This window comes from Paracoccus sp. UBA889, assembly GCA_002294185.1.
GTDB lineage: Bacteria > Pseudomonadota > Alphaproteobacteria > Rhodobacterales > Rhodobacteraceae > Paracoccus.
In genome coordinates, this window is record DBFD01000050.1 from 70,326 (window position 1) to 96,780 (window position 26,455).

Consider the following 26,455-nt stretch of genomic DNA (forward strand, 5'->3'; position numbering starts at 1 on the left):
CCGATCTCGCGCCGGTTCCATGAAAATCCCGATCAGCTGCGCGAGGCTTTCGCGCGGGCCTGGTTCAAGTTGACGCATCGCGACATGGGCCCCAAGGCGCGCTATCTGGGCAAGGATGTCCCGGCCGAGGATCTGCTGTGGCAGGATCCGATCCCGGCCTGCGATCATCCTGTGGTCGATGCGGCCGACATCGCCGCGCTGAAGGATCAGATCCTCGGCTCGGGCCTGTCGGTGCCGGAACTGGTGCAGACCGCCTGGGCCTCGGCCGCGACCTTCCGCGGTTCGGACAAGCGCGGCGGGGCCAATGGCGCGCGGATCCGGCTGGCGCCGATGAAGGACTGGGAGGTGAACCAGCCCGAACGGCTGTCCCGCGTCCTGTCGGTGCTGGAAGGCATCCGGGCCGATTTCAATGGCAAGGCCACCGGCGGCAAGCGAATCTCGCTGGCCGACCTGATCGTGCTGGGCGGATCCGCCGCGATCGAGAAGGCCGCGGGCGGCGGCATCGAGGTGCCGTTCACGCCGGGCCGGATGGATGCCAGCGCCGAACAGACCGATGCCGAGGGACTGGAGGTGCTGGAGCCCGAGGCCGACGGTTTCCGCAACTACCTGAAGGCCGATTACAGCGTGCCCACCGAAAAGCTGCTGGTGGACCGGGCGCAATTGTTGACCCTGACCGCGCCGGAAATGACCGTGCTGGTCGGCGGCCTGCGGGTTCTGGGCAACAATCACGGCCAGTCCAGCCACGGCGTCTTCACCGACGCGCCCGGCACGCTGACGAACGATTTCTTCGTCAACCTGCTGGATATGGGGACCGAGTGGAAGGCCGTCGAAGGCTCGGCCGAATTGTTCGAGGGCAGCGACCGGGCGACGGGCGAAAAGAAGTGGACCGCGACCCGCGCCGATCTGGTCTTCGGCTCGAACTCGCAGCTTCGGGCCCTGTCCGAGGTCTATGCCTGCGACGGGAACAAACAGAAATTCCTGCGTGATTTCGTCCGCGCCTGGACGAAGGTGATGAACGCGGACCGCTTCGATCTGGCCTGATCGCAGCTTCCGGCATCGCGACGAACGGGCCGGCGGCAGAAACTACTGCCGCCGGCCTTATTCCGACAAATACAGTCGGGAACCATTGACAATAGCCAAGTTTTTTTGTCAACATCCTGTCGGACAGTGATTTTTCCGGCAGGCAGACATGATTTCCCGATTCAGCATCCTTCCGATCGCCAGCGTCAGCGTTCTTGCGCTGTCGGCGGCTTTCGCCACCGCGCAGCAGGGCGAAGCTCCGGTCGTTCTGGACACGATCACGCTGACCGCAACGACCGGCGCGACCAGCGCCGCCGAGGGTTATGTCAGCGACTATTCGCAAGCCGCAACCAAATCGGACACGCCCATAGCCGAGATGCAGCAATCGGTTTCGGTCGTCACCTCCGATCAGATCACGGATCAGGGCGCGCGGAACCTGGGCCAGGCGCTTGGCTACACGGCCGGCGTTTTGGCGGAACCCTTTGGCGTCGATCCACGCTTCGACACCCCTTATATCCGCGGCTTCAGGGCCGATAACGCTCAATATATCAACGGCCTGCGTCAGGGTCGCTATTTCGGGGCGATCGGGCAGGAATTGTACGGGGTGCAGCAGATCGAGGTTCTGCGCGGCCCGTCATCATCGCTTTACGGGGCCGGATCGCCGCTGGGCGTGATCAATCTGGTCCAGAAACGGGCGCAGGATGGCGATTTCGGCGAGGCCGGGATCGGCTATGGCAGCACCGGCAGCGCGCAGGCGTTCTTCGACATGAACCGCGCCCCGTCCGACGCCCTGTCCTGGCGTCTGACGGGCATCCGCCGGGACGACAGCACCCAGATCGAGGATCTGACCGACAGGGGCGGCTATCTGGCCGGGGCGATGCGCTGGCGACCCGATGACGGCACCACCATCGACCTGATGGCGAACTATACCAGGGATGCGCCGATGTCGCCGACGGGTGTGCCCTTTGCGCTGACCCGGACGGGCGACGGCGATTCCTTGCGCGATCTGTATACCGGCCAGAAAGACTGGGACGACAGCGACCGCACCGCCGCCAGCGTCAGCCTGGAACTGAGCCACGAACTGGACGGCGGCTGGACGCTGAGCCAGGGATTCCGCTATGAGAAACTGGATTGGGATTATCGCAGCACCTACGCGATCGCCGTCACCGGCGAGGACAGGTTCAGCCGCGGCTCCAGCCGGCAGAGCGAGGACAGCGAGACGATCAGCCTCGACACCCGTCTGGCCGGCGAGGTCACGACCGGGCAGGCCGTCCACCGGCTGCTGTTCGGCGCCGATATCCGTCAATACGACGCCTATGAAAGCAGCCAGTTCGGCACCGCGACCGACCTGAACTGGCGCGATCCCGATTATAATGCCGGGGGCCGCAATTTCTTCGGTCAGCCCAATGCCGGGCCCTCGCTGCTGCGTCAGGCGGGCCTCTATGCGCAGGACGAGATCGAATACGGCAACTGGCGCGGATCGCTGGGTTTGCGCTACGATTGGGTGGAACAGACCGGTGAACGCTACGGAAGCGCCGCGGACTACAAGGACAACCAGCTCACCGGCCGCCTGGGTCTGGCCTATGTCATGGCCAATGGCGTCACGCCCTATGTCAGTTATGCGACCTCGTTCGATCCGCAGGCCGGCCAGGATATCGACGGCAATGCCCTGCGCCCGACCGAGGGAAAGCAATGGGAACTGGGGGTGAAATTCCGGCCCACCGCGTTCGATGGGCTGATGACCGCCGCGCTCTACGACCTGCGCCAGACGAATGTGAACCGTTCGGTCCTGGAAGGCGGCATCAGCGGCCTGCGCCAGATCGGCGAGGTGGCATCGCGCGGGTTCGAGATCGAGGCCACGGCCGAGATCGCCGAAGGTTGGAAACTGCGCGGCGGCTATGCCTATAACGAAACCGAACAGGTCGCGCCCTCGGGCGATCCGCTGGACGGAAACGAACTGGCCGATGCGCCCAACCATCTTGCAAGCCTGTGGATCGACCGGGAATTCGGCAACGGCCTGCGGCTGGGCGGCGGGGTCCGCTATATCGGCGAACGCTACATCGATGCGGCCAATTCCGCCGAACTGGACAGTGTGACGCTGATCGATCTGGCCGCAGGCTATACCGCCGACAATGTCGAGATGTCGCTGAACCTGACCAACCTGACCGACGAGGTCTATGTCAGCGCCTGCGGATTTTCCTATTGCTCGTATGGCGAAGGACGCGCTGTCAGCGCCAGGGTCGCCTACACGTGGTGACGGGACGGGCCGCGTTCCGGACCGAACGTCGCGCCGTCCTGACCGCCGCCGGCCTGATGGTGGCGGCGCTGCCCCTGCGCGTGACCGCCGCAGCGGCTGCAGCCGCCCCCGCGCAACGTCTGGCCGCGATCGACTGGGCGATGTTGGAAACCGCCATTGCCATCGGCCACATGCCGGTCGCCGCGAGCGAATTGCTGCGCTTTCGTGCCGATGCGGTGACGCCCGCCGTGCCGCGGGACGTGACCGATCTGGGCCTGCGCGGCTCGCCCAATTTCGAATTGCTGCAATTGTCGCGCCCCGACCTGATCCTGACCTCGCCCTTCTACACCCGCTACGAGGACAAGCTGCGCCGGATTGCGCCGGTGCTGTCGCTGACCTTCTACAGGCCGGGCGACCCGCCCCTGCCTCGCGCGCTGGCGGCGCTGGACGATCTGGCGCGGGCGATCGGGGATCCGGGCGCCGGGCGGTGTGCCCGGACCCGCGCCGAAGCCGCGCTGGACGGCGTGGCGACCGGGCTTGCCGCCTTTCGGGACAGGCCGGTGGCGCTGATCGAGATCGGCGATGCGCGCCATGTCCGGGCCTTCGGCCCCGACAGCCTGTTCGGCAGCACGCTGACCCGGCTGGGCCTGGAAAACGCCTGGTCCGGCAAGACCCGGTTCAGCTTTCTCGCGCCCGTCCCGATGGAACGCCTGGCTGCGATGCCCGAGGCGCGGCTGGTCATCGTCGGCAATGTCCCGGTCGAGGCCCGACGCGACCTGTCGCGCAGCGTTCTGTGGCAGGCGCTGCCGCCGGTCCGCGAGAACCGCTTGTATCGGCTGGAACGGGTCAATGCGTTCGGCGGCGCGCCTGCGGCCCTGCGCTTTGCGGAACTGTTGGCCGCAGCCTTCCAGACCGGACCGCGCCGCGCCACATGACCCGTGCCCTGCCCCTTCTTCTGCTGTCGCTGGCGGCCTCGGCGCTGATGTGGCTGACTGCGGCTCGCGGCCTGTTGCCCATGCAGGCCTGGCCGGCGCCGCCGTTCCGGCCTGAGGCGATGAGCCTGCCCCAGATCCTGCTGGCCTTCGGGCTGATGCCGCGCGGAATCATCGCCCTGCTGGCGGGGGCGGCACTTGGCCTGTCGGGGGCAATCCTTCAGGCGGTGCTGCGCAACCCGGTTGCGGATCCGACGACTCTGGGTCTCTCGGCCGGGGCGCAGCTGGCGCTGGTTCTGGCGACGATCCTGTGGCCCGGATTGTTGTCGCATGGCCGGTGGCCGGTGGCGCTGAGCGGGGCGGGACTGGCCGCGGCGCTGGTTCTGGGCATCGGCGCGCGGCGCGGTTTCGCCCCGGTGACGATGGTGGTCGCCGGCCTGCTGGTCGGGATGACCGCCGCCGCGATCGCCACGGCGGTGACGCTGGCGCGGGGACATTACCTTTTGTCGCTGGTGATCTGGAATGGCGGCGCGCTGGCGCAACAGGATTGGTCGGGCGTGCGCGCGCTGGCGGCCGTCGTTGCCCTGGGCGGGATCGGCGCGGCGCTGCTGGTGCGGCCGCTGCGCATGCTGTCGCTGGGGGCGGGCTCTGCCTCGGGTCTGGGCATGAACGTGGCCGGCATGCGTCTGGCCGCGGTCGCGCTGGCGGTCTGGATCGCCGCCAGCGTCTCGGCCGAACTGGGGCTGATCGCCTTCGTGGGCCTTGCGGCGCCCGCGCTTGCGCGCATCCTGGGCGCGCGCGGCATCGCCGGAAATCTTGCCGTGTCGCCGGTGATCGGGGCGGCGCTGCTGTCGCTGTGCGACGGGCTGGTGCTTGGCCTTGCGGCCGCCGGCGGGGCTGAATTGCCGACCGGTGCCGTGACCGGGCTGATCGGGGGGCCGCTGCTGATCTGGCTGCTGCCCCGCCTGCGCGGCACCACGCCGCCGGGAACCGAGACCGCCGAAGGCCCCGCCCCGCGCCGCGCCCGGCCGGCGCGCCTGCTGATCACCCTGGCGATCGGGGCTCTGGCGGCGGCGCTGGCGATGCTGTGGATCGGGCGCGGCCCGCAGGGCTGGCTGCTGCTGGACCCGCAAAGCCTTGCCGCCTTCCTGCCGATGCGCCTGCCGCGCCTGATCGCCGCCGCCTCGGCCGGGGCGGCGCTGGCCATGGCGGGCGCGATCCTGCAACGGCTGACGGCCAATCCGCTGGCCTCGCCCGAGGTGCTGGGCGTGTCGGGCGGCGCCTCGCTGGGCTATGCTGCGGTGGTGTTCGTTGCCGTCGCCCCGACAGCGGCGTTGCTGGGCGCCGGCGCGACGATCGGCGGGGCCGTGGCGCTGGCCCTGGTCGCGGCCTTCACCGCAAGCCGCGACATGCCGCCCGAACGCATCCTGCTGGCGGGAATCGCGATATCGGCGCTGGCGACCGCGGTCCTGTCGGCGATCATGGCCACGGGCGACGCGCGATCCTGGGTCATCCTGGGCTGGCTGGCGGGATCATCCTCGGGCGTGGGCATGCGCGGCGCCCTGGCCCTGAGCCTGGTCGCGGCGGGGATGCTGGCGGCCTGTCTCGGCGTGCGTCGATGGCTGGCGCTGATGCCACTGGGCGGCGAGACGGCGATCGGGCTGGGCCTGCCCTTGCGGCGCGCGCGGTTGTTTCTGATCCTGTTGTCGGGGATCGGCACCGGCGCCGCGACGGTGCTCGTCGGCCCGCTCAGCTTCGTCGGGCTGATGGCGCCGCATCTGGCGCGCCGGCTGGGCCTGGCGCGGCCATCGCATCACGTCACCGGTGCCGCGCTGATCGGGGCCGGCCTGATGCTGGCCGCCGATTTCGGTTCCCGGATGGCGGGCTTTCCCTATGATCTGCCGCTGGGCCTTTTCGCGTCGCTTCTGGGGGCACCCTGGCTGATCTGGCTGATCACGAGGCGTCCGGGATGAGCCTTTTCGCGATCCGCAGACTTGGCGTCGATGTCGCCGGGCGCCGGCTGATAAAAGGGCTGGACGCCGATCTGCCATCGGGGCGGGTGATCGCGCTGATCGGTCACAACGGCTCGGGCAAGTCCACCCTGCTGAAGGCGCTGGCCCGGCAAATGCCCTGCACGGGCCGCGTCAGCTTCGAAGGCCGCGACCTGCGCGACTGGCATCCGCGCGATTATGCCCGCAGGCTGGGCTATCTGCCGCAGACGACCCCGCCGGCCGAAGGGATGCTGGTGCGCGAACTGGTCGCGCTTGGCCGCTATCCGTGGCACGGCGCGCTTGGCCGCATCGGATCGCGCGACCGTCAGGCCATCGCCCTTGCGCTTGCTGAATGCGGGCTGGAGCCGATGGCCGGCCGCCTTGTCGATACGCTGTCGGGGGGCGAGCGGCAGCGGGCCTGGCTTGCGATGATGATTGCGCAGCAGGCGGGCACCCTGTTGCTGGACGAGCCCATCTCGGCGCTGGACATCGCCCATCAGGTCGAGGTGCTGTCCCTGGTGCGGCGGATGTGCCACGATCAGGGCCGCAGCGCGGTGATCGTGCTGCACGACGTCAACATGGCGGCCCGGTTCTGCGATCATGTCCTGGCGCTGAAGGGCGGCCGGCTGGTGATGCAGGGCGACCCCGACGCGCTGATGCGACCGGCGATGCTGGCCCGGATCTATGGCCTGGGGATGCAGGTGCTGACCCGCGACGATGGCGCCCGCGTGGCCATTCCCGCCTGATAAATCCGGATGCCGCGCGGTCCCTTGCCATTGCCGGCAAGGCTCAGCCCCAATAGGCCGCGGCCGTGTATCCGGTCTTGTCGAGGCCGCGATCCCGCAACATCCGTCTGGCCGACCGCGCCTCGTTGGCCGGTCCCGCGAACCAGACGTGATCGTTCTGATCCAGAGGCCCCAGAAGGGCCAATGCGCCCAGCAGATCGTCGCTGGCAATCACGCGGCGATCGTTTGCCAGCGGCCCCATATCCTCGGGCGCGCAGCGCAGGACGGCGCGCACCCTGCCGCGCGCCAGAACCAGCATCCGGGCAATGGCCGGCAGGGCCGTCTGGTCGCCGAACAGGAACAGCCGCCGCGCATCGGGACACCAGCCGCCACCGGGACCGGTGATGCCCACCTGCTGGCCCTGGGGTCCGGCCAGCGCCCAATCGCAGGTCGGGCTGTCCGCATGCGCGAACGCGTCGAAATCCAGCCAGTCCTGATCCTGCCCGGTCACGGTATAGACCGGCCTGTGCATCGCATCCGCCCCGTCGGGCCAGATGGTCCGTCCCGAGGCGCCGATCCGTGGCCAGACAGGCGCGCGGCCCGGCGGCGGGATCAGCAGCCGGAAATGCAGGCCGTCCTGGGCAAAGCGTGGCATGTCCGCACCGCGCAGCCGGATCCGCAGAAAGCCGGGGCTGCGCCGCATCACGGACAGCACCCGCACCAGTGAAAGCCCGGGCGCCAGCGCGCCAGTATCGACATGATCCCACGCGACCGCCAACCCGGCCTCGTCGAACAATTCCGAGGCGCTGTCGCGCAGCGTGGCCAGCATCCGTTGATCCGGTGCGGCCAGATCGATGCGCAGGCCGGCGCCCTCGGGCGTCAGGCGCAATTCGCAGTTCCAGAGAAACAGGCACAGCCCCTCATCCGTTTCGACCAGAGGCAGATCCCAGGCGGCGGCCCGCGCCTTCAGTGCGACGGCTGCGGCGCCTGATCTGTGGGCGATCCGTCCCCTTGATCGGTGGCTGCGGTCGAACATGCCTGACCCTTTCCGATGTCGAAACTGGCCGGACGATAAAACGAAGTGATTTACTCAACAATACCCTTTGGCAAGGCCGCGCGGCGGGCGCAGGATCGCGCCGGCTTCGGTTCGTCGCTCAGTCGCAGGGCAGATGGACCGGCGCCGATCAACCTGCCAGCCAGTCCATATAGGCCTGCGTGCCGCCGTTCCGGGCGGCGGCCGCGGCGGCCTTGGCGTCGATCGCGGCCGCCGCCGCGCCATCGCTCAGCCCCGCGACCAGGATATCGCGCACCATCCGGGCCTGACCCTGCATCAGGTTGCAGGGATCCAGCTGGAAATAGCCCTGCTCGACCTCGTGTCCGCGCACGATCAGCGGCGGATCCTGCCGACCCAGGATCTCGGCGAATTGCGCGGCGCTGGCCCCCGCGCGTGCCGGATCGACCCAGACCTGCAACCGCTCCAGCGGGTTTCCGGTAGGGTCGGGAATGCGGACCGGGGTGATGCCCGGCAGACCTTCGATGGCGGTCTTCCACATGTCCAGCGCGCGGGTTTCCTCGGCCCGGATGGCGTCGTGATCGCGTTCCATCCACTGCGCCATCGCCTCGATGGCGCCGGCGATGCTTTCCTTGCCGATCTTCATGCCGCGGCCGATGCCGATATTCTGCAGATAGGCCGCGCGGATCAGATCCCTGCGCCCCGCCACGATCCCCGAGGTCGGCCCGCCCATGAACTTGTGGCCCGAATAGATGGCGATATCGGCACCCCCGGCCAGAAATCCCGTCAGATCATATTCCGAGGCCGCGTCCACGATCACCGGAACGCCCCTGGCATGGCAGATGGCCGCGAATGTCTCCAACGGGATCATCCCGTAATCCACCACATGATGCGACACGACATACAGCGCCGCGGCGCAACCCTCCAGCGCGGCATCCAGCTGGTAATCCTTGGCCAGCGTCGATTGCCCGACGATCCGCGTGGCGCCCCCCGCCAGTGCGATGGCCTGGCTGACCGGCGCGCCATATTCGCACAGATGGCCCATCTGCACCGCGACGCCGTTGCCGGGCCCCGGATCGCCCGGCAGCGCCTCGGCGCGCGCGGGATCCAGCCCGGTGATGCAGCCCGCGACCGCCAGTGTGATCCCGGCGCTGGCCGAGGCGGTCAGGAACCCGGCCTCGGCGCCGGTCAATTGCGCGATCACCTCGGATGCGCGGGCCTGCATCTCGTGGATACGGACGAAGCGGGGCATCGCGGCGGCGGTCGCCTCGGCCACCCGGCGGGTGGCGATCGACCCGCCCAGTGACGTCATCGTACCCGACGTGTTGATCACCCGCGCAAAGCCCTGCGCGTCATGCCAAGACCAATCGACGGGGTATCCGGTATTTCCAAGCATGGGAGAGCCTTTCTGCGCTTGAGAAGATTTCCATAATTGCGTAGGTTGCATCAAAACGATGGAAACGACGATGAGCGACGATCCCGGCCCGGCCGACATCCAGACGACGCGGCGCAGCCGGACCAGCGGCATCGACCGTTCGCTTCAGATCCTCGATATCCTGACCGAGCGGCACCAGCCGATGAGCGCCTATGACCTGGCCAGGGCGACGGGCGCGCCGCCCTCGACCGTCTACAAGCTGATCGACGAGTTGACCGAACGGAACATGCTGTCGCGCAGCGCCGATGGCCGCGCCTGGCTGGGGCCGCGCCTGATGCGGTACGGCCTGGCCTACCGCGCCCGCGTCAACGCCTTCAACGAGGCCGAGCGCGCCATGTTCGCGCTGAACGAACGGGTGGCCGAAATGGTCCAGATCTGCGCCCGCGACGAGGGGATGATGCAGGTCGTGGCCATGGCCGAGGGTTCGGGGCCGTTCCGCGTCACCTCGGATGTGGGCACGCGGGTGCCGCTGAACTGGACCGCCTCGGGGCGGCTGCTGATCGGCCATCTGCCCGATGCCGAACGGCTGGCGGTCTTTGCCGAATGTGCGCGTCCTTCCAATACCGGGCTGGCCGAGACCGATCCGGCGATCCTGGCCGACCTGTCCCGGCGCGATTTCCTGGACGGGCTGTCGGTGCAGATCGACACCTCCGAAGATCAGGTGGCCTGCATCGCCGCGCCCGTGCGCGGACAGGACGGCACCTGCCAGCTGACCCTGTCGGTGGTCATGCCCAAGCACCGCGTTCCCGACAAGTTCGACCTTGTGGCCGAGGCCGTGCGCGAGGCGGCGCGATCGGTGGAAAAGGCGCTTGGGCTGCATCACCGCTGATCCGCGACCTCGAAGATCGCCTCGATCTCGACCGGGATGCGGTTGGGCAGCGATCCCACGCCAAAGGCCGACCGGGCATGGATGCCGGTTTCGCCGAACACCTCGGCCAGCAGGTCGGAGGCGCCGTCGATGACGAAGGGATGGCGTTCGAAATCGGAATCGGCATTGACCATGCCCAACAGCTTGACCACGCCGCCCACCCGGTCCAGCGAACCAAGCGCATCGCGCAGCGCCGACAGGATGTTGATCGCGACCAGCCGGGCATGATCACGAGCCTCCTCGGCGCTGATCTCGGCTCCGACCTTGCCGCGGATCAGGCTGCCATCGGCACGGACCGGCCCCTGGCCCGAGACATAGATCATCCCCCCCGAAACCCGGACATTGCGGAATGATCCGATGGGTTTCGGCGCGGCGTCGGGCAGGGTGATCCCGATCCGGACCAGCCGCGTCTCAGGCGTGGTTGGCAGCGACGTGATGTCCATAAAGATCCTCGGCTCTCTTGCAATGGCTCTGGTGATCGGGCGTGACCGGATGCGCCGTGGGCGCGCCCTGGGCGCAGATTTCGGCGGCATGGGGGCATCGGGTGCGGAAGACGCAGCCCGATGGCGGGTTCAGCGGGCTGGGAATATCGCCCTGAAGCGGCGTCCGGCCCCGTGCCGCGCGCGGATCGGGCAGCGGAATGGCCGAATTCAGCGCACGGGTATAGGGATGGGCCGACGCCTTGTGGATCGCGGCGGCGGGGCCGATCTCCATCAGCCGGCCCAGATACAGCACCGCGACCTGATCGCAGAGATAATTCACCACCGACAGGTCATGGGCGATGAAAAGCATCGTAAGGTTCCGCTTCTGCCGCAGATCCAGCAACAGGTTCAGCACCTGCGCCTGGATCGACACGTCCAGCGCCGAGACGCTTTCATCGGCGACGATGAATTCCGGCTCCAGCGCCAGGGCGCGGGCGATGCCGATCCGCTGCCGCTGCCCGCCCGAGAAGGCATGAGGATAGCGGTTCATGTGATCGGCGCTCAGCCCGACCTCCTCCAGCAGCGCGGCCACGCGATCGCGGCGCTCGGCGCGGGTGCCGATGCCATGGGCGCGCAGGCCCTCGGCCACCAGATCGCCCACCTTCAGGCGCGGGTTCAGCGATGACATCGGATCCTGAAAGATGATCTGCATCCGCCGCCGCATGTCGCGCATCTTGGCGTCGGGCAGGGTGGTGATGTCGGTGCCGTCAAAGTGGATCTGCCCGGCCGATGGTTGGACCAGCCGCAGCAGCGTGCGGCCCAGCGTGGTCTTGCCCGAGCCGCTTTCGCCCACCAGCCCGGTGATCGAGCCGCGCGGAATGTCGAAACTGACATCCTCGACCGCGTGAACGATGCCGGACGGCGTGTGGAACCGCCTGGTCAGGTTGCGGATCCGGATCAGCGCGTCGCTCATGCCGGCACCGCCCGTTCCAGAATGCAGGCCGCCAGATGGCCCGGCGCCTTTTCCCGCAGCGCCACCGGCGCGCGGCATTCGGCCCGCGCATGGGGACAGCGCGGCGCGAAGGCGCAGCCTGGCGGCAGGTCGGTCAGCGCCGGCACCGTGCCCGCAATCGGGACCAGCCTTTCGCCAGCGGCCAGCCCCTCGCGCGGGATCGAGTTCAGCAGACCCTGCGAATAGGGATGGCGGGTGTCGTCGAACAGGTCCATCACGCCGGCCTGTTCGACCACCGCGCCCGCATACATGACCGCCACGTCATCGGCCATTTCCGCGACCACACCCATGTCATGGGTGATGAACAGGATCGACATGCCCAGATCCTTCTGCAGCCGCCGCATCAGGTCCAGGATCTGCGCCTGGATGGTCACGTCCAGGGCCGTCGTCGGCTCGTCCGCGATCAGCAGGGCCGGGTTGCAGATCAGGCCCATGGCGATCATCACCCGCTGCCGCATCCCGCCCGACAATTCGTGCGGATAGGCATCGACGCGGGCGGCCGCGCCGGGAATTTCGACCAGTTCCAGCATCTCGATCACCCGCTTGCGGCGCTGCGCCGCCGGCAGGGTCTCGTGCAGGAACAGCATCTCGCCGATCTGGTCGCCGATGGTGAAAAGCGGGTTCAGCGAGGACATCGGCTCCTGGAAGATCATCGAGATGCCGGGGCCGCGCAGCCGCCGGAACCCCGCCGCGTCCAGACCCGCCAGATCGGTCAGCGATCCGTCGCGGCCGCGAAATTCCAGCCGCCCCGACCGCACCCGCCCCGAAGGCGGCAGCAGTCCCATCAGCGCCAGCGAGGTGAGCGACTTGCCCGATCCGCTTTCGCCCACCAGCGCCAGCGTCCGGCCCCGTTCAAGGCTGAAGCTGACATCGCGCAGCGCGGTCACGGCGGCGCGGCCGCGCCCGAAACTGACGCCAAGGTTCTGAACCGACAGGATCGTGTCGCTGCTGGCATCGCTCATGGTTCTAGCCCTCTGGCGGCAGGCGGCGCGCGGCGGGTTGCGCGTCGCAGCCCAGCACGGTCATGCGCGGCTCGAACATCCGTTCCATCACCATGTGGTTGCCCTGGCTGTCCATCGCGTCGACCCGGCTGTCCTCCAGATCGAAGACGGTGAAATCGGCCCGCGTCCCCGGCGCCAGGCCGTCGCGCCCCGACAGGCCCAGGAAGCCGCGCGGGGCCTGGGTCACGGCGCGGATGCATTCGTCGAAGGGCAGGCCCACCGCCAGCAACTTGGCGATGGTCGTGGCCATGTCATGGACCGGTCTGGCCATCGAATGGGCGTGCAGATCGGTCGAGATCGAGAACGGCCGCAGCCCGTCGGCCATCGATTCCCGCGCGGTCCTGAAGTTGAATGACGCGCCGCCATGCCCGATATCCATCAGGATGCCGCGTTCGGCCAGATCCTGCGCCATCCGGAACAGCGCCTCCGTGTCGCGGATCGAGCCTGCGGGCTTGCCGTTGAAGCAATGGGTCACGATATCGCCGGGCGTCAGGATCGCGAACACCTCGTCGATCAGCGGGGGCGGCTCGCCGACATGGACCATCAGCGGCAGGTTGGTCATCTCGGCCACCCGCTTGGCGATCCTGGCGGGGGTGATGCCCCAACTTCCCACGATCACGCCCGAGGCGCGCACCTTGATGCCGCAGATCACGTCGCGATTGGCCTCGATCACCGCCAGCGTCCGGTCGATGTCGATGGACCGCCAGTCGATCAGCTCGGGCACCCGATTGCAGGCCACCAGCCCGATCGAGCCGATGTTCAGGAACGCCTTGATCGTCTCGCTGGCCGGCTCGATCACATATTCGCGCAACCCGTGAAAGCTGGCCTCGCCTGCCGAACCGGCATCGGCCATCGCCGTCACGCCGGTGGGCCGCCCGGCATCGGAGGCGCGGATCGAGATATCGGTGCCGCCATGCCACACATGGACATGCAGGTCGCACCAGCCGGGCGACAGCCAGGCGCCCTTCAGGTCCAGCACCTTTGCGCCGCCCACGGGGGCACTGGCGACAAGGCCGTCATCACCCACGAAGATCTCGTCCGGGGCGGCGTCGAAGCCGGTGGCGCGGAAATTGGTCAGTTTCAGGGCCAAATCAGGTCTCCTTGGCAAGTCTGGGGTCCAGCGCATCGCGCAAGCCGTCGCCGACGATCTGCAACGACAGGACCGACAGCGCGATGGCCGCACCCGGAAAGAGGATCAGGAAGAAGGCAGTGTCGATATAGCGGCGGCCCTCGTTCACCATGATGCCCCATGTGGGGATCCTGGGATCGACGCCGACGCCCAGAAAGGACAACCCGGCCTCGGCCAGCATTGCATAGGCGAAGATGAAGGTGGCCTGCACCAGGATGGGCGACATGATGTTGCGCAGCACATGCGTGACCATGATCCTGGGCGTCCGGGTGCCCAGGGCGCGGGCGGCCTCGACATAGGGCAGTTCGCGAATGACCAGCGTCGAGGCACGCACGATCCGCGCGATGCGCGGCGCATAGACGACCGACAGCGCCAGGATCACGTTGACCATCGTGCCGCCGAAGATCGCCACCAGCGACAGCGCCAGCAGGATGTCGGGAAAGGCCATCATCGCGTCGATCAGCCGCGACAGCGGCGTGTCCAGACGCCGGAAAAAGCCCGCGGCCAGCCCGATCACGATACCCACCGCCGACGAGATGACGGCGACGCCGAGGCCGATCCCCAGCGAGGTCTGCCCCGCGACCAGCAAGCGGCCCAGCAGGTCGCGCCCGAAGGCATCCGCGCCCAGCCAGTATTCGGCGCCCGGCGGCGTCAGCCGCTTGCGCACCGACATGCCGCCGATCTCGGTCACGCCCAGCGTCGGCAGCAGGAAACAGGCGGCGACGATCAGCACGAAGACGACCAGCGCCACCACCACCGCCGGCCGCTGGAACAGCAGCTTGCGGAACGACGGCGCGGCGATTGCAGGGGATGCGGCGGCCATCAGTATTTCACCCTCTTGTCGACGACCAGATACAGAAGATCGGTCAGCAGGTTGACCAGCACATAAAGCCCCGCGACCACGATCAGCGTGCCCTGGATGACCGGGTAATCGCGCCGCAGCACCGCGTTCACGACCAGGTTGCCCATGCCGGGAAGGTTGAAGACCCGTTCGGTCACCACCGCCCCGCTGACCAGCAGCGCGAAGGTCAGGCCGATCACGGTGATGATCGGGATGCCCGCGTTCTTCAGCGCATGGCGCAGCACGACGCGGCGTTCGGTCATGCCCTTGGCGCGGGCGGTGCGCACGTAATCCTCGCCCAGGATGTCCAGCATCGAGGCGCGGGTAAAGCGCAGGATCAGCGCCGAATTGGTGATGCCCAGCGTGATCGAGGGCAGGACCAGATGCCACATCCGCGTGCCGAAGCCCGCGCCGGCGCCGCCATAGCCCGAGGCCGGGAACCAGCCCAGATCGGTCGCCAGATAGCGCTGGAAGATCAGACCGGTCAGGAAGCTGGGGACCGAGGCCGCCAGCATCGCCGTGGTGATCGAGCCCTGGTCCAGCACCGATCCGCGCCGATAGGCGGCCCAGATGCCGATGGGCGTGGCGATGACCAGCGCCACCAGCAGCGAAAACAGTGCCAGAAAGGCCGTCGGCTCGGCCCGGCTGGCCAGAACCTGCGTCACCGGCTGGTTGAAGAACAGCGATTCACCGAGGTTGCCTTGCAGCGCGTTGCCCACGAAGGTCGCGTATTGCACCAGGATCGGCTGATCCAGACCCAGACGCCTGCGCAGCGCCACCACCTCGTCGGGCGTGGCATCGGGGCCCAGCAGCAGCGAGGCCGGATCGCCCGGCGCAAGGCGCACCAGCACGAAGGCGATGGTCAGCACCAGGAAGATGACGACGACCATGCCGATCAGGCGGCGAAGAAGATAGCGACTCATGGGGCGATCTCGCTTGCGGGCGGTGTTCGGGGGCCGGGCTTTCCGGGGCGCGCGGGCCGCGACCGCAAGGATCGCGACCCGTTTCGACCCTATTCGGCGGTGCTGGCGTTCCAGAAGGCCGGCCAGGGCGAGGGCCTGACACCGGACAGGTTTTTCGCCTTGCCCTGCAGCGCGTTGAAATTGCCGACCTTGATCAGACCCACGTCCTCGTAGGCGACCTTCTGCAATTCGGCATAGATTGCCTTGCGCTTTTCGGGATCGGTCTCGCGGGTGAAGCGGTCGAGGATCTCGTTCTTCTTGGGATTGTTCCAGCCCTCGCGCGCGGTGGCGAAGAAGGACGAGGTCAGCGCCGGTTCCGGCAGGAAGGGCGAATGGGTGATATACATGTCCCACAGGTCGGGGTTGTCGCGATTCTGCGCCAGCGTGGCCCAGTCAACCACGTCCATCTGCACGGTAAAGCCGGCCATCTCCAGCGCCATCCGCGCCACTTCGGCCATCTGGTAATGGAACTCGTATTGCCGCGAGGTCAGGATCCGCAGCGGCGTGCCGTCATAGCCGGCCTCTTTCAGATATGCGGCCGCCTTTTCCTGATCGTTGATGTTGTAGAGTTCGGTCCCCGCGTCGTTGCGCCATGTCCAGCCCTCGGGATAGAAGGCGCCGTCGGTCTGGAAGAATTTCTCGTCCCCGAAGGCCGCGAACAGCATGTCGTCGAAGGGCAGCGCGGCCTGCACCGCGCGACGGATGTTCAGATCGGTCATCAGCCCCTTCTTGTGATTGACCGCGAAGATCGGCCAGCCGAAGGGTTCCAGCAGCACCGGTTCGGCCACCTCGGATTTCGCGATGCGGTCATAGGCCTCGGTGGACAGGCTGTCGGCATAGTCGAACTGTCCCGACAGCAGCCCCTCGACCCGCGTGCTGGTGTCGGGCACGGGCACGAAGCGGATCTCGTCGGGGATCTGCTGCCGCTTTCCCGCCGCTTCGCCGGGTTGGGTATAGCCGTCGAAGCGGACCAGTTGCGTGTACTGGTCGGGCTCATAGGCCTGAAGCTTGTAGGGGCCGGTGCCGATGGGCTTGTCGATCGTGTCGGCGATGATCTCCTCGGGATAGATCACGGCGGCGGAATTCGAGAAGGCCAGCAGCGACAGCAACGGCGAATAGGGTTCGTTCAGGGTGATGGTGATCTCGTTCGGGCCGCCGGCCTTGATGCTGTCGATCTTGTCGGCGATGCCCTGACCGCGGCTGGCGACCTTTTCCCAGCGTTGCAGCGAGGCCAGCACATCGGCACTGTCCATCGCGGAACCGTCCTGGAACGACACCCCCTTGCGCAGCGGGATCGTGTAGGTCAGCCCATCTTCGCTGATCGTGGGCATGTCTGCGGCCAGCAGCGGCACCACGGCCCAGTTGTCATCGAAGGTGTACAGCGTTTCCATGAAATGCTGCGTCACGATGCTGACGACATCCTTGGTGGACATCATCGGGTCGAACGTGTCCGGATCGCCGACGATGGCGACCTCGACGGTTCCCTGCGCGGCGACCGGCGCCGCGGCCGCGAAGGCAAGCACGGCCGAGCCGGCCAGGCAGACGGCACGAAATGTCATGTGAAGCTCCCTGATTTCCATTATTGTGTTATGTAATCCGCAGAAATGAGTAGAGAATCACTCTACATAGAAGTCAACAATCATTCATTATTGTGTACAGTAGGGGTCCGGGCGGCGCGACGCAGGCATCAGATCGCCGCGCGGATTGCATCCAGAAGGGCCTGCTGCGCCCGTGTCGGCTGCCATCCGCTGCGCAGGGTCAGGCCGATGGGGCGCGGCACCGGCAGGCCGGGAAACGGAAGTTCCGCCACGATACCGCGCTCGATCTCGCGCGCGGCCTGGGCTTTCGACACGCAGGCCAGATGGCGGCCGTCGCCGACCATCTCGCGCATCAGGATGACCGATCCGGTCTCGATGATGCTGGCCGGCGGATCGAGATTCGAGTCGCGAAACAGCGCCTCGAACAGATCGCGGGTCGGCGTGCCGCGCCGTGCGACAAGCCAGGGCCGACATCGCAGGGCCGACAGCGGCGCGGGATTGTGGATCAGCGGATCATCCGGCCCGGCAAGGATAGCCAGCACGTCATCGAACAAGCGTTCCTGCACCACATCCCCGACCGGAAGCGGCTGACGCAGCGCGCCGATGATCAGGTCGATCTCGCCCCGGCGAAGCCCCGCCAGAAGATCGCCATAGATCCCGTCCATGATGCGGATCGGCTGCCGGGGGCGGTCCTGGCGAAACCGGGCCAGCGCGCGCGGCAGGACATGGGCGCGCGACAGGGGCAGCGCGCCGATGACGATCCGACCCACCTCGCGGCCTTCCAGTTCCGCAAGCTCGGCCACGGCCTGATCCAGCTCCGCAAAGGCCAGTCGCGCCGCCAGCGCCAGCGCCGATGCCGGCCGCGAGGGCGCCACGCCGACCGCGCTGCGCTGGAACAGCGCCCGCCCCGCAGCAGCCTCGATCGCGGTGATCGCCCGGTGCAGGGTGGGCTGCGCGATCCCCAGCCGGTAGGCCGCCAGCGTGAAATTCTGCGTCTCGACGGCGGCGATCAGCGCGGTCAGCTGCGCCCGCGTCGCGGTCGTCCGAAGCCGCGGCGCGATGTCGGACATCGCCATGTCCAGACGTGCCAGCGCGCGGGCCGCGCGATGCTGGAAAAGGCGCCCCGCCTCGGTCGGGAACAGGCCCTGCCGGGTGCGCCGGAACAGGGCCGTGCCGGCCTGCGATTCAAGCTTGGCGATGGCCTGCGTCACGGCCGGTTGCGACACCAGCCCCGCCGCTGCGGCCCGCGTGACCGAGCCGCCCTCTGCGACCGCCAGGAAGACCCTCAGGTGGCGGAGGTTGCCGACAGGCATAGCGCCTCTTCGATCATCGCCAGGCGCTGCATCAGGTCGCCCTCGCGCTCGTGCAGGCCCAGATCGCCGATCCTTTGCTGCCATGCGACCGTGGCGCGGGCGAGATCCGCGGGCAATCCCAGCCCTTCGACGGTCTTGGCGACCTCGCGCATCTCGGCGGCGCGGCGCAGCCCGTGCTGCATCATCCGTTCGGTATTGTAGGCGGCCTTCGCCGCCCAGTCCGTGGCCGGATCGGAGGCTTGCAGCGAATCCAGCACATCCTGCAGAACGCCCGCCCGTCGTGCCGACAGAAGGCATTCCGCGGCCAGCGCCTCCATCCCCTTGATCATCACCGAGCGGATCATCTTGATCGCCGAGGCCGAACCGATGCGGGGGCCGCGCCAGCGATACTGCATGTTCATGCGATCCAGGAAGTCCAGCGCCGTTTCGGGGCCCGCGATCAACAGCGGCGTGCGGTGCAACCGGGGTCGGATCGGCGCCATGATCGCCATATCGACATAGGTTGCGCCGGCATCGCCGATCATCGTCGCCGCCTCGCGCTTGCTGTCGGGGGCGCAGGAATTTCCGTCATACCAGACGCTTGCCGCCGCCAGATGCGGTGCCGCCTGCCGGGCGGCCTCGACCGCCTGATCGGCGGTGACGAGGCACAGGACATGCCGCGCGCCCGCCAGCACGACAGGGGCCGGCCCGCAGGCGACATCCAGATCCGTCGCGGCATCGCGAAGGGGCTGCGCCTGGGCGCCATCCAGCTTGGTGTCCCAGGCCGCGATGGCACCGGCAAAGCCCTCGTCACGCCAGCCCTTCGCGACCGCGCGGCCGGCCTCTCCGAAGCCGATGAAGGCGATTTCTGCGCTCATGTCGATTTCCTTTCGAAACCTGGCGGAATATTGCCCCGCCGGGCCGCGCCCGCCAACCCGTCATAGCCGGAACTTATGCATTGGCGTGGATTTCTGAATTGCCTGCGGTGGGGCCGGGATGCGATCTGGTCGGCAGCACAACTCAGGGAGAATGGAATGCCGGAGCCCGGAACCGCGCTGGTCTTCAGCGCCCATGCCGCGGATTTCGTCTGGCGCTGCGGCGGCGCCATCGCGCTGCATTCCCGGATGGGGTATCAGGTGACGGTGGCCTGCCTGTCCTTTGGCGAACGCGGCGAAAGCGCGCGGCTGTGGAAGGACGGCAAGGCGCTGGACCAGATCAAGGCAATCCGCCGGGCCGAGGCCGAGGCGGCGGCCGAGGTGCTGGGCGTGCACCGGCTGGAATGTTTCGATCTGGGCGATTACCCGCTGCATCTGGACCGCGAGGACAAGTTCCGGCTGGTCGACCTGATTCGCGAGGTGCAGCCGCGCTTCATGCTGAGCCACAGCCAGCATGATCCCTACAACACCGACCACATGCAGACGACCCAGGTGGTGCTGGAATGTCGCATGGTCGCGCAGGCCTGGGGTCACGATCCCGGCCAGAAGGTGCTGGGCGCACCGCAGCTTTACCTGTTCGAGCCGCACCAGACCGAACAGATGGGCTGGAAACCCGACACCTTCCTCGACATCACCCCGGTCTGGGACCAGAAGCGGGCCGCGATGGAACAGATGAACGGACAGGCCCATCTGTGGGAATATTACACCCGCGTGGCGCAGCAGCGCGCCAACCATTTCAAGCGCAATTCCGGCGGTCAGTCGGGCGGGCGCGATTGCCGATATGCCGAAGGATTCCAGTCGATCTTTCCCCGAACCGTGGACGAATTGTGATGCCTGAGGCCCCGATCATCGGCAGGGTGGCGATCGAAGCCATGCTGCGGAAACCCTGGAAAGGCTGATTCATGGCTGTTGTCGTCCAGAACATCGTCCGCGCCGACGCGGAAGTCATCGCCGGTCTGTCCGAGGTCGGCGTCGCGACCGTTCACGAGGCCCAGGGCCGTCGTGGCTGTCTGTCCAGCCGGATGCGGCCGATCTATCCCGGCGCCCGCATCGCCGGCAGTGCCGTCACCATCAGCGCGCCGCCCGGCGACAACTGGATGGTCCATGTCGCCATCGAGCAGTTGCGCGACGGCGACATCCTGGTTCTTGCCCCCACCTCGCCCTGCGAGGACGGCTATTTCGGCGATCTGCTGGCGACCAGCGCGATGGCGCGGGGCTGCCGGGGGCTGGTGATCGACGCCGGCGTCCGCGATGTCCGCGACCTGACGGAGATGCGATTCCCGGTCTGGTCGCGGGCCATCAGCGCGCAGGGCACCGTGAAGGCAACGCCGGGATCGGTGAACGTGCCCATCACCTGCGGCAATCAGGCGATCGAGGCGGGCGATGTGATCGTGGCCGATGACGACGGCGTCTGCGTCATCCGCCGCGCCGAAGCCCTGACCGTGCTGGCCGCTGCCCGCAAGCGGATCGAGGCCGAGGAGGCCAAGCGGCAGCGACTTGCCGCCGGCGAGCTTGGCCTCGACATCGATGACATGCGCGGCAGGCTGGAGGCGAAGGGGCTGCGCTACATCTGAGGGGCGGGGGCGGTCCGGCCGCGGCGGGCCGAGCGCGGCCGCTTGGCCAAGAAAGGGTATTTGGGCAACGAAGAAGGGCTGAAAGGATGCGCGACGAGGACGGGATTGCCTGCCTGTGGATGCGCGGCGGCACATCGAAGGGGGCGTATTTCCTGAAGGACGACCTGCCCGCCGATCCGGCCGGCCGCGACGCCTTGCTGCTGTCGATCATGGGCAGCCCCGATCCGCGACAGATCGACGGGATCGGGGGCGCGGACCCGCTGACCTCGAAGGTCGCGGTCCTGTCGCGGCCCAGCCGTGCGGATGCGGATGTGGATTACCTGTTCCTTCAGGTCTTCGTCGACCGGGCCCTGGTCAGCGCCGCGCAGGGTTGCGGCAATATCCTGGCCGGGGTCGGCCCGGCCGCGATCGAACGAGGCCTGGTCCGCGTCGCAGGCGCGCAGACACCGGTTCGCATCCACATGGTCAATACCGGCGAGATTGCGACGGCCATCGTTCAGACCCCCGATGGCAGGGTCAGCTATGCGGGCGATTGCAGCATCGACGGTGTGCCGGGGCAGCACGCCCCGATCCTGCTGATGTTCGACGACGTGTCGGGGTCCATGTGCGGTGCCCTGCTGCCCAGCGGCCAGGCGGTCGATGTGATCGACGGGATCGAATGCACGCTGATCGACAACGGCATGCCCTGCGTGATCCTGCGCGCCGATGCGGTCGGCCGGACCGGATGCGAGGATCGCGAGGCGCTGGATGCCGATGCCGAATTGAAGACGCGGCTGGAGGCGATCCGGCTGCAGGCGGGGCCGATGATGAACCTGGGCGATGTGCGCGAGAAATCGGTGCCCAAGATGACGCTGGTTTCGGCCCCGCAGGCAGGCGGCGCCATCTCGACCCGCAGTTTCATTCCGCATCGCTGCCATGCCTCGATCGGGGTGTTCGCGGCCGTCAGCGTGGCGACGGCCTGCACCTTGCCCGGATCGCCCGCCGCATCCGTCGCGCGGATGCCGCAGGGCGATGGAGTCGCCGTCGAACATCCGGGTGGCGCGGCCCAGCTGCGGCTGGAGCGCGACGATCAGGGCCGCGTAACCCGCGCCGGCGCGATGCGCACCGCGCGCAAGCTGTTCGACGGGCATGTCTTTCCCGCCTGAGCGAGCCCGGTCTCAGCGAAGTCTGCGGAGCTGCGCCTCGCGCACCAGCGCCGCCATCCGGTAGAAGCCATGCGCCATCTTGGAATAGGGCGTGACCAGGAAGAAGGCCAGCACCAGCCCCAGATGCAGCGCCAGCAACGGGCCGGTCAGCGCCGTGCCCCGCAGCGCGTAGAGGACAAGTCCGGTCAACCCCGCCAGACCCAGCGTCCAGATGAAGGCATTCTCGCCCCCCGACCGGCCCGGCGCACCCAGTCCGGGATCGGCCTTGCCGCGCAGGACGATCATGCCGAAGCAGCCCGCCACCAGCAGCAGGCCGCCGGGAATGCCCAGCAGCTTGGGCAGTGAGAACAGGCCGTAGGGCGCCGGCATGTCCAGCAGGTAGTGCATCACCGTGGCCACGCTGGTCGCGGCGAAGCACAGCAGGAACCCGTACATGATCGCCTGGTGCACATGACGCCGGGCATTGCTGTAGCGTTCGCCCTTTTCGAAGTTGCATCCCTGACCCTGCCCGCCCGACAGGTTCCGCATCGTCCCGGCCGAGATCGCGGCCTCGCGCAGATCATGCAGCGTGACGGCCTGCCCGCCGACCTCGTGCCAATAGGACCGCAATCCCATCGCGATGGCCGCCAGCGGCAACAGGAAGGCCGGCAGGAAGATCGCCACCATCGCGCCGTGGCCCAGCCAGGCATAGAAGCCCGGGCCTTCGCCCGGCAGGGCGGCGATGGCAAGGATCATCGCAGCGATGCCCAGCACGATGGCCACGACCAGCCCGGCCGCGTGGCTTTGCAGCAGGCGGGCCAGCCCCGAGGGCCAGGCAAAACGTTCCCAGCTGTCGACCCGCGCGGCGCCGAGAGCCTTTGGCAGGTTCAGGTCGAATTCGTGCGGCGCGGTATATTGGCAGGCATGGTAGCATCCCCTGCAATTGTGGCACAGATTGGCCAGTTGGGTGATGTCGCCGCTGGCAAAGACCTTGTTGCGGGTGATTGCCGGAAAGACCGAACAATAGCCCTCGCAATAGCGGCAGGCATTGCAGATCTCGATCTGGCGCCGGGCTTCCTGCACCGGATCGTCCGAAATGGCGCCGGGATCGGTCTGCAGGGTGACGTCAAGCGACATGGGCGGCGGCCTCCTGTCCGGCGATGCGTCCGAAGACGGTGCCGATGGTCATGCCGAACCCGGCCAGATAGCCCTGACCCAGAATCGAGCCGGCCATCATCTCTCCGGCACTCCAGATGTTTTCGTAAGGCCCTTCGGGACCGGTCGCGCGGGCATGGCGGTCCACCTTCAGGCCCAGATAGGTGAAGGTCACGCCGGGGCGCAGGGAATAGGCATAGAACGGCGGCTGCTCGATGGCGCGCGCCCAGTTCGTCTTGGCGGGCGTCAGGCCGCTGGTCGCCAGGCCGTCCAGTTCCTGCGGGCGGAACTGGCCCTCGCGGCAGGCGGCGTTGAAACCGGCGATCGTGTCGGCGACCGCATCGACCGGCAGGCCCAGCTTGCCGGCCAGATCCGGGATCGTGTCGGCGGTGATCGGCGGATAGACCGACGGCATGAACAGGTCGATCGAGCGGCTGTCGATGATCGAATAGGCGACCTGATCGGGCTGCTCGGCGACCAGCCGGCCCCAGATCGCATAGCGTTTCGGCCAGACATCCTCGCCCTCGTCATGGAATCGCTGGCCATCCCTGTTGACGACGATCGAGAAGGGCACGCAATCCAGCCGCGTCACGATGCCGCCGTCGAATTTCGGCGCGCGCCCGTCGATGGCGACGGCGTGACATTGTGTCGGATCGCCCACGGTCAGCGCACCCTGATCGACCATGTCCCGCAGCAGGACACCGCGATTATAGGGTGTGCCGCGGATCAGGAAATTGCGCGCGGACGGGCCCCAGGCGCGGGCCAGCCAGTCGATATCGGCCTGGAACCCGCCCGAGGCCAGCACGAAGGCGCGGCCGGCGATGCTGATGATCTGGCCGCCGATGCTGGCGATGACATGGGTGGCCCGGCCTCCCTCGATGCCGACATGGCTGACTTGCGCGTCATAGGCGACGGTGACGCCCAGGTCCTGCGCGGTCAGGTAATAGGCATTGACCAGCGCCTTGCCGCCGCCAAGGAAGAAGGCATTGGTGCGGTCCAGCGACAGCGTGCCCGCCAGCGAGGGCTGGAACCGCACGCCATGGGCCTGCATCCAGGGCAGACATTCGGCCGAGTTGCGGATCGCGTGCCGGGCCAGTTCCTCGTCGGTTTCGCCCCTGGTGACGCGCAGCAGGTCCTGCCAGAATTCCTCCTCGTCATAGGTCTCGACCAGCGGACCCAGATCGCCGTGATGCATGCAGCGGAAATTGCGGGTATGGCGCGAATTTCCGCCGCGATAGGCATGGGGCGCACCTTCCAGGATCAGGACCCGGGCCCCCGCCTCGGCCGCCTCGATCGCCGCGCAGAGCGCCGCGTTGCCGCCGCCGGCGATCACCACGTCCCATGTTTGGCCTGCCAGCGATCGCGAAAGACCGTCAGTCACGTTCCGCCTCGTCTTTCTGTCTCAGGATGCGCAGCCGGGTCAGTTGGGCGCGTTCCATGTGTTCGCGCATCGCGGCCTCGGCGCGCTGTCCGTCGCGGGCGGCAAGAGCGTCGAGGACCGCCTCGTGTTCTTCGACCGCCTGCCGGGCGCGTTCCGGCGCAGCCATCGCCGAGGGGCCCAGGATCAGCAGCGTGTTCTCGACGCTGGCCGCCGCGCGCAGCAGGAACCGGTTGCGCGCCGCGTCCAGCAACCGGGCGTGGAATTGCCGGTTCAGGCGAACCAGGCGGGCGGCATCCTCGACCGCGCGGGCCATCTCGGCGTTGATCGAACGCAGCGCCTCCAGCTCCATCGGCGAGGCGGCGCGGGCCGAAAGCCGCGCGGCGGTGCCTTCCAGCACCGTCCGCATCTCGTAAAGCTCCATGATTTCGGGATAGGCCAGCTGTCGGACGACGGCGCCGCTGCGGGGCTGGTGATCGACCAGGCCGTCGGCCTCCAGCCGTCGGATCGCCTCGCGCACCGGGGTCCGGCTGACGCCGAGGCGGGCGGCAAGCTCGGTCTCGGTCAGTCGTGCGCCGGGGCGGATCGTGCCCGACCGGATCTGTTCGCAAAGCCTGTCATAGACGCCCTCACCCTGCAGGGTGCGCCGCATGCCGTCGCCTGATCCGGATTTCGGACTTTCGGTCATGCATCCAGTCGTATACATCAGGATGCAAAAGGGTCAAGTCCGGATGGGCCGGATCTGTTCCAAAGGCATCGAAGGGGCCGGTGCGCCGGCTTGCCGCCCCGGGCGCATTCTGGCAAAGGCTTTGCACATCATGCAGAAACCTGCGCGCATAGGCCGGCCTGGCCGGATGATCGTGACCTTCGCGCTGGCTCTGGCCGGGGCGGGGCTGTTTCTGGTCCTGAACCTGCCCCTGCCCTGGTTGCTGGGGCCGATGCTGGCATGCCTGATCGCGGCGTTGCTGGGCGCCCCCCTGCGCGGCGCCGGCGGCTTCAGCACCTTCATGCGGACCTTCCTGGGGGTGGCGGTCGGCGCATCCATCACCCCTGAAGTGCTGGCCGGCCTGCCCGAAATCGCGGCCTCGCTGGCGCTGGTGCCGATCTTCATCGCGATCATCGCGATGGTCGGCTATCCGCTGTTCCGGCGTGTCTTCGGCTTCGATCATGCCACCGCCTGGTATGCGGCGATGCCGGGCGGCCTTCAGGACATGCTGGTCTTCGGCGAAGAGGCGGGCGGCGACGTGCGGGCGCTGTCGCTGATTCATGCGACGCGGGTGCTGGTGATCGTGACCGTGGCGCCGCTGATCATGCGCATCTACTGGGGCGTCGATCTGGCGCGGCCGCCGGGCGCCTCGATCGCGGGCTATTCGGCGTCCCAGATCGCGCTCATGGTCGCGGCGGGTTTCCTGGGCTGGAAGCTGGCGGAACGGGCCGGATTGTTCGGCGCCTCGATCCTGGGGCCGCTGATCCTGACCATGATCCTGTCGCTGAGCGGCATCGTCCAGAACCGCCCCCCGGCCGAGATCATCCAGGCGGCGCAGTTCTTCATCGGCATCGCGGTGGGGGTGAAATATGTCGGCATCTCGGCGCGCGAATTGCGCATCGACGTGACGGCGGGGCTGGTTTATGCCGTCGTGCTGGCGCTGATCAGCCTGGTTTTCATCGAGGGGATCGTGACGCTGGGCCTGGCGCCGGGGCTGGAGGCGTTTCTGGCCTTCCTGCCGGGCGGGCAGGCCGAGATGACCGTGATCGCGATCATCGCCGGCGCCGATCTGGCCTATGTCGTCAGCCACCACCTGCTGCGGATCATGATCGTGATCCTGTTGGCGCCGATCGTCGCGCGGCTATTCCGGCGGCGCGAATAGGCGCG

Annotated in this window: 24 protein-coding genes; 10 read left to right on the plus strand and 14 right to left on the minus strand. The window is 67.8% G+C overall.

Features of this window, described 5'->3' with window-relative positions:
* From B4L36_RS10070 to B4L36_RS10090, 5 genes are all read left to right on the plus strand, one after another.
* Nucleotides 1-1,041 (plus strand): peroxidase family protein (locus B4L36_RS10070; protein ID WP_349675825.1); only part of this gene is annotated, 1,041 nt, incomplete at its 5' end.
* A 148-nt stretch (nucleotides 1,042-1,189) separates the two neighbouring features.
* On the plus strand, nucleotides 1,190-3,277 hold the full coding sequence (locus tag B4L36_RS10075; RefSeq protein WP_292956290.1) for a TonB-dependent siderophore receptor: 2,088 nt from the start codon (nucleotides 1,190-1,192) through the stop codon (nucleotides 3,275-3,277).
* Between the two features lie 56 nt (nucleotides 3,278-3,333).
* Nucleotides 3,334-4,191: an iron-siderophore ABC transporter substrate-binding protein gene (locus B4L36_RS10080; protein WP_292956798.1), complete on the plus strand. Its 858-nt coding sequence runs from the start codon at nucleotides 3,334-3,336 to the stop codon at nucleotides 4,189-4,191.
* Entirely contained in the window at nucleotides 4,188-6,161 is a 1,974-nt protein-coding gene (fhuB, locus tag B4L36_RS10085) for a Fe(3+)-hydroxamate ABC transporter permease FhuB (protein WP_292956293.1), read from the plus strand. Before B4L36_RS10080 ends, fhuB begins: the two co-directional genes overlap by 4 nt.
* Nucleotides 6,158-6,925, plus strand: a complete 768-nt coding sequence (locus tag B4L36_RS10090) for an ABC transporter ATP-binding protein (RefSeq protein WP_292956296.1) — start codon at nucleotides 6,158-6,160, stop codon at nucleotides 6,923-6,925. The genes fhuB and B4L36_RS10090 overlap by 4 nt, the downstream gene beginning before the upstream one ends.
* 43 nt (nucleotides 6,926-6,968) lie before the next feature.
* Here B4L36_RS10090 and B4L36_RS10095 read toward each other — a convergent pair whose 3' ends face one another.
* Both B4L36_RS10095 and B4L36_RS10100 read right to left on the minus strand, forming a co-directional pair.
* Nucleotides 6,969-7,940 carry a siderophore-interacting protein gene (locus B4L36_RS10095; protein ID WP_292956299.1) on the minus strand — a complete coding sequence of 324 codons (972 nt, stop codon included), beginning with the start codon at nucleotides 7,938-7,940 and terminating at the stop codon, nucleotides 6,969-6,971.
* A gap of 148 nt (nucleotides 7,941-8,088) precedes the next feature.
* Complete coding sequence (locus tag B4L36_RS10100) at nucleotides 8,089-9,312, minus strand: aminotransferase class V-fold PLP-dependent enzyme (protein ID WP_292956302.1); 1,224 nt, start codon at nucleotides 9,310-9,312, stop codon at nucleotides 8,089-8,091.
* A gap of 70 nt (nucleotides 9,313-9,382) precedes the next feature.
* Here B4L36_RS10100 and B4L36_RS10105 point away from each other — a divergent pair, with 70 nt between their 5' ends.
* Nucleotides 9,383-10,180: an IclR family transcriptional regulator gene (locus B4L36_RS10105; RefSeq protein WP_292956305.1), complete on the plus strand. Its 798-nt coding sequence runs from the start codon at nucleotides 9,383-9,385 to the stop codon at nucleotides 10,178-10,180.
* Here B4L36_RS10105 and B4L36_RS10110 read toward each other — a convergent pair.
* The 9 genes from B4L36_RS10110 to B4L36_RS10150 all read right to left on the minus strand — a co-directional run bounded on the left by B4L36_RS10110 (nucleotide 10,171) and on the right by B4L36_RS10150 (nucleotide 19,294).
* The gene (locus tag B4L36_RS10110; protein ID WP_292956308.1) at nucleotides 10,171-10,662 is read right to left on the minus strand and encodes a RidA family protein; all 492 of its coding nucleotides are present in this window, start codon (nucleotides 10,660-10,662) and stop codon (nucleotides 10,171-10,173) included. The genes B4L36_RS10105 and B4L36_RS10110 overlap by 10 nt on opposite strands.
* On the minus strand, nucleotides 10,631-11,614 hold the full coding sequence (locus B4L36_RS10115; protein ID WP_292956311.1) for an ABC transporter ATP-binding protein: 984 nt from the start codon (nucleotides 11,612-11,614) through the stop codon (nucleotides 10,631-10,633). The genes B4L36_RS10110 and B4L36_RS10115 overlap by 32 nt, the downstream gene beginning before the upstream one ends.
* On the minus strand, nucleotides 11,611-12,615 hold the full coding sequence (locus tag B4L36_RS10120; protein WP_292956314.1) for an ABC transporter ATP-binding protein: 1,005 nt from the start codon (nucleotides 12,613-12,615) through the stop codon (nucleotides 11,611-11,613). The genes B4L36_RS10115 and B4L36_RS10120 overlap by 4 nt, the downstream gene beginning before the upstream one ends.
* Nucleotides 12,616-12,619: 4 nt before the next feature.
* Nucleotides 12,620-13,744 carry an amidohydrolase/deacetylase family metallohydrolase gene (locus B4L36_RS10125; RefSeq protein WP_292956317.1) on the minus strand — a complete coding sequence of 375 codons (1,125 nt, stop codon included), beginning with the start codon at nucleotides 13,742-13,744 and terminating at the stop codon, nucleotides 12,620-12,622.
* Nucleotide 13,745: 1 nt separating this feature from the next.
* Nucleotides 13,746-14,606, minus strand: a complete 861-nt coding sequence (locus B4L36_RS10130) for an ABC transporter permease (RefSeq protein WP_292956320.1) — start codon at nucleotides 14,604-14,606, stop codon at nucleotides 13,746-13,748.
* Complete coding sequence (locus B4L36_RS10135; RefSeq protein WP_292956323.1) at nucleotides 14,606-15,547, minus strand: ABC transporter permease; 942 nt, start codon at nucleotides 15,545-15,547, stop codon at nucleotides 14,606-14,608. Before B4L36_RS10135 ends, B4L36_RS10130 begins: the two co-directional genes overlap by 1 nt.
* An 89-nt stretch (nucleotides 15,548-15,636) precedes the next feature.
* Nucleotides 15,637-17,145, minus strand: coding sequence for an ABC transporter substrate-binding protein (locus B4L36_RS10140; RefSeq protein ID WP_292956326.1), 1,509 nt, complete (start codon nucleotides 17,143-17,145; stop codon nucleotides 15,637-15,639).
* Nucleotides 17,146-17,273: 128 nt separating this feature from the next.
* Nucleotides 17,274-18,437: a LysR family transcriptional regulator gene (locus B4L36_RS10145; RefSeq protein WP_292956329.1), complete on the minus strand. Its 1,164-nt coding sequence runs from the start codon at nucleotides 18,435-18,437 to the stop codon at nucleotides 17,274-17,276.
* Complete coding sequence (locus B4L36_RS10150) at nucleotides 18,410-19,294, minus strand: NAD(P)-dependent oxidoreductase (protein WP_292956332.1); 885 nt, start codon at nucleotides 19,292-19,294, stop codon at nucleotides 18,410-18,412. Before B4L36_RS10150 ends, B4L36_RS10145 begins: the two co-directional genes overlap by 28 nt.
* Before the next feature lie 156 nt (nucleotides 19,295-19,450).
* Here B4L36_RS10150 and B4L36_RS10155 point away from each other — a divergent pair, with 156 nt between their 5' ends.
* From B4L36_RS10155 to B4L36_RS10165, 3 genes are all read left to right on the plus strand, one after another.
* Complete coding sequence (locus B4L36_RS10155) at nucleotides 19,451-20,182, plus strand: PIG-L deacetylase family protein (protein WP_292956335.1); 732 nt, start codon at nucleotides 19,451-19,453, stop codon at nucleotides 20,180-20,182.
* Between the two features lie 71 nt (nucleotides 20,183-20,253).
* Entirely contained in the window at nucleotides 20,254-20,925 is a 672-nt protein-coding gene (locus tag B4L36_RS10160) for a 4-carboxy-4-hydroxy-2-oxoadipate aldolase/oxaloacetate decarboxylase (RefSeq protein WP_292956338.1), read from the plus strand.
* Between the two features lie 86 nt (nucleotides 20,926-21,011).
* Nucleotides 21,012-22,070, plus strand: a complete 1,059-nt coding sequence (locus B4L36_RS10165) for a 4-oxalomesaconate tautomerase (protein WP_292956341.1) — start codon at nucleotides 21,012-21,014, stop codon at nucleotides 22,068-22,070.
* Nucleotides 22,071-22,082: 12 nt separating this feature from the next.
* Here the strand turns inward: B4L36_RS10165 and tcuB are convergent, their stop codons facing one another.
* Genes tcuB through B4L36_RS10180 form a run of 3 tightly spaced genes read right to left on the minus strand, consistent with a single transcriptional unit; the run spans nucleotide 22,083 to nucleotide 25,234 of the window.
* Nucleotides 22,083-23,186: a tricarballylate utilization 4Fe-4S protein TcuB gene (gene tcuB, locus B4L36_RS10170; protein ID WP_292956344.1), complete on the minus strand. Its 1,104-nt coding sequence runs from the start codon at nucleotides 23,184-23,186 to the stop codon at nucleotides 22,083-22,085.
* On the minus strand, nucleotides 23,176-24,585 hold the full coding sequence (gene tcuA, locus B4L36_RS10175; RefSeq protein ID WP_292956347.1) for an FAD-dependent tricarballylate dehydrogenase TcuA: 1,410 nt from the start codon (nucleotides 24,583-24,585) through the stop codon (nucleotides 23,176-23,178). The genes tcuB and tcuA overlap by 11 nt, the downstream gene beginning before the upstream one ends.
* On the minus strand, nucleotides 24,578-25,234 hold the full coding sequence (locus B4L36_RS10180; protein WP_292956350.1) for a GntR family transcriptional regulator: 657 nt from the start codon (nucleotides 25,232-25,234) through the stop codon (nucleotides 24,578-24,580). Before B4L36_RS10180 ends, tcuA begins: the two co-directional genes overlap by 8 nt.
* Nucleotides 25,235-25,436: 202 nt before the next feature.
* On the opposite strand from B4L36_RS10180, the gene B4L36_RS10185 reads away from it, so the two are divergent.
* On the plus strand, nucleotides 25,437-26,450 hold the full coding sequence (locus B4L36_RS10185; RefSeq protein WP_292956353.1) for an AbrB family transcriptional regulator: 1,014 nt from the start codon (nucleotides 25,437-25,439) through the stop codon (nucleotides 26,448-26,450).
* The last annotated feature ends 5 nt before the right edge of the window (nucleotides 26,451-26,455 follow it).

Bases quoted from the DNA above. Each gene is read 5' to 3' on its own strand.
- B4L36_RS10145 (WP_292956329.1), bottom strand. From the start codon at position 18,437: ATGCCTGTCGGCAACCTCCGCCACCTGAGGGTCTTCCTGGCGGTCGCA.
- B4L36_RS10105 (WP_292956305.1), top strand. From the start codon at position 9,383: ATGAGCGACGATCCCGGCCCGGCCGACATCCAGACGACGCGGCGCAGC.
- B4L36_RS10135 (WP_292956323.1), bottom strand. From the start codon at position 15,547: ATGAGTCGCTATCTTCTTCGCCGCCTGATCGGCATGGTCGTCGTCATC.
- B4L36_RS10075 (WP_292956290.1), top strand. From the start codon at position 1,190: ATGATTTCCCGATTCAGCATCCTTCCGATCGCCAGCGTCAGCGTTCTT.
- B4L36_RS10110 (WP_292956308.1), bottom strand. From the start codon at position 10,662: ATGGACATCACGTCGCTGCCAACCACGCCTGAGACGCGGCTGGTCCGG.
- B4L36_RS10140 (WP_292956326.1), bottom strand. From the start codon at position 17,145: ATGACATTTCGTGCCGTCTGCCTGGCCGGCTCGGCCGTGCTTGCCTTC.
- B4L36_RS10160 (WP_292956338.1), top strand. From the start codon at position 20,254: ATGGCTGTTGTCGTCCAGAACATCGTCCGCGCCGACGCGGAAGTCATC.
- B4L36_RS10130 (WP_292956320.1), bottom strand. From the start codon at position 14,606: ATGGCCGCCGCATCCCCTGCAATCGCCGCGCCGTCGTTCCGCAAGCTG.
- B4L36_RS10155 (WP_292956335.1), top strand. From the start codon at position 19,451: ATGCCGGAGCCCGGAACCGCGCTGGTCTTCAGCGCCCATGCCGCGGAT.
- B4L36_RS10095 (WP_292956299.1), bottom strand. From the start codon at position 7,940: ATGTTCGACCGCAGCCACCGATCAAGGGGACGGATCGCCCACAGATCA.
- tcuB (WP_292956344.1), bottom strand. From the start codon at position 23,186: ATGTCGCTTGACGTCACCCTGCAGACCGATCCCGGCGCCATTTCGGAC.
- B4L36_RS10165 (WP_292956341.1), top strand. From the start codon at position 21,012: ATGCGCGACGAGGACGGGATTGCCTGCCTGTGGATGCGCGGCGGCACA.
- B4L36_RS10150 (WP_292956332.1), bottom strand. From the start codon at position 19,294: ATGAGCGCAGAAATCGCCTTCATCGGCTTCGGAGAGGCCGGCCGCGCG.
- fhuB (WP_292956293.1), top strand. From the start codon at position 4,188: ATGACCCGTGCCCTGCCCCTTCTTCTGCTGTCGCTGGCGGCCTCGGCG.
- B4L36_RS10090 (WP_292956296.1), top strand. From the start codon at position 6,158: ATGAGCCTTTTCGCGATCCGCAGACTTGGCGTCGATGTCGCCGGGCGC.
- B4L36_RS10100 (WP_292956302.1), bottom strand. From the start codon at position 9,312: ATGCTTGGAAATACCGGATACCCCGTCGATTGGTCTTGGCATGACGCG.
- B4L36_RS10180 (WP_292956350.1), bottom strand. From the start codon at position 25,234: ATGCGGCGCACCCTGCAGGGTGAGGGCGTCTATGACAGGCTTTGCGAA.
- B4L36_RS10120 (WP_292956314.1), bottom strand. From the start codon at position 12,615: ATGAGCGATGCCAGCAGCGACACGATCCTGTCGGTTCAGAACCTTGGC.
- B4L36_RS10185 (WP_292956353.1), top strand. From the start codon at position 25,437: ATGATCGTGACCTTCGCGCTGGCTCTGGCCGGGGCGGGGCTGTTTCTG.
- B4L36_RS10080 (WP_292956798.1), top strand. From the start codon at position 3,334: ATGGTGGCGGCGCTGCCCCTGCGCGTGACCGCCGCAGCGGCTGCAGCC.
- B4L36_RS10115 (WP_292956311.1), bottom strand. From the start codon at position 11,614: ATGAGCGACGCGCTGATCCGGATCCGCAACCTGACCAGGCGGTTCCAC.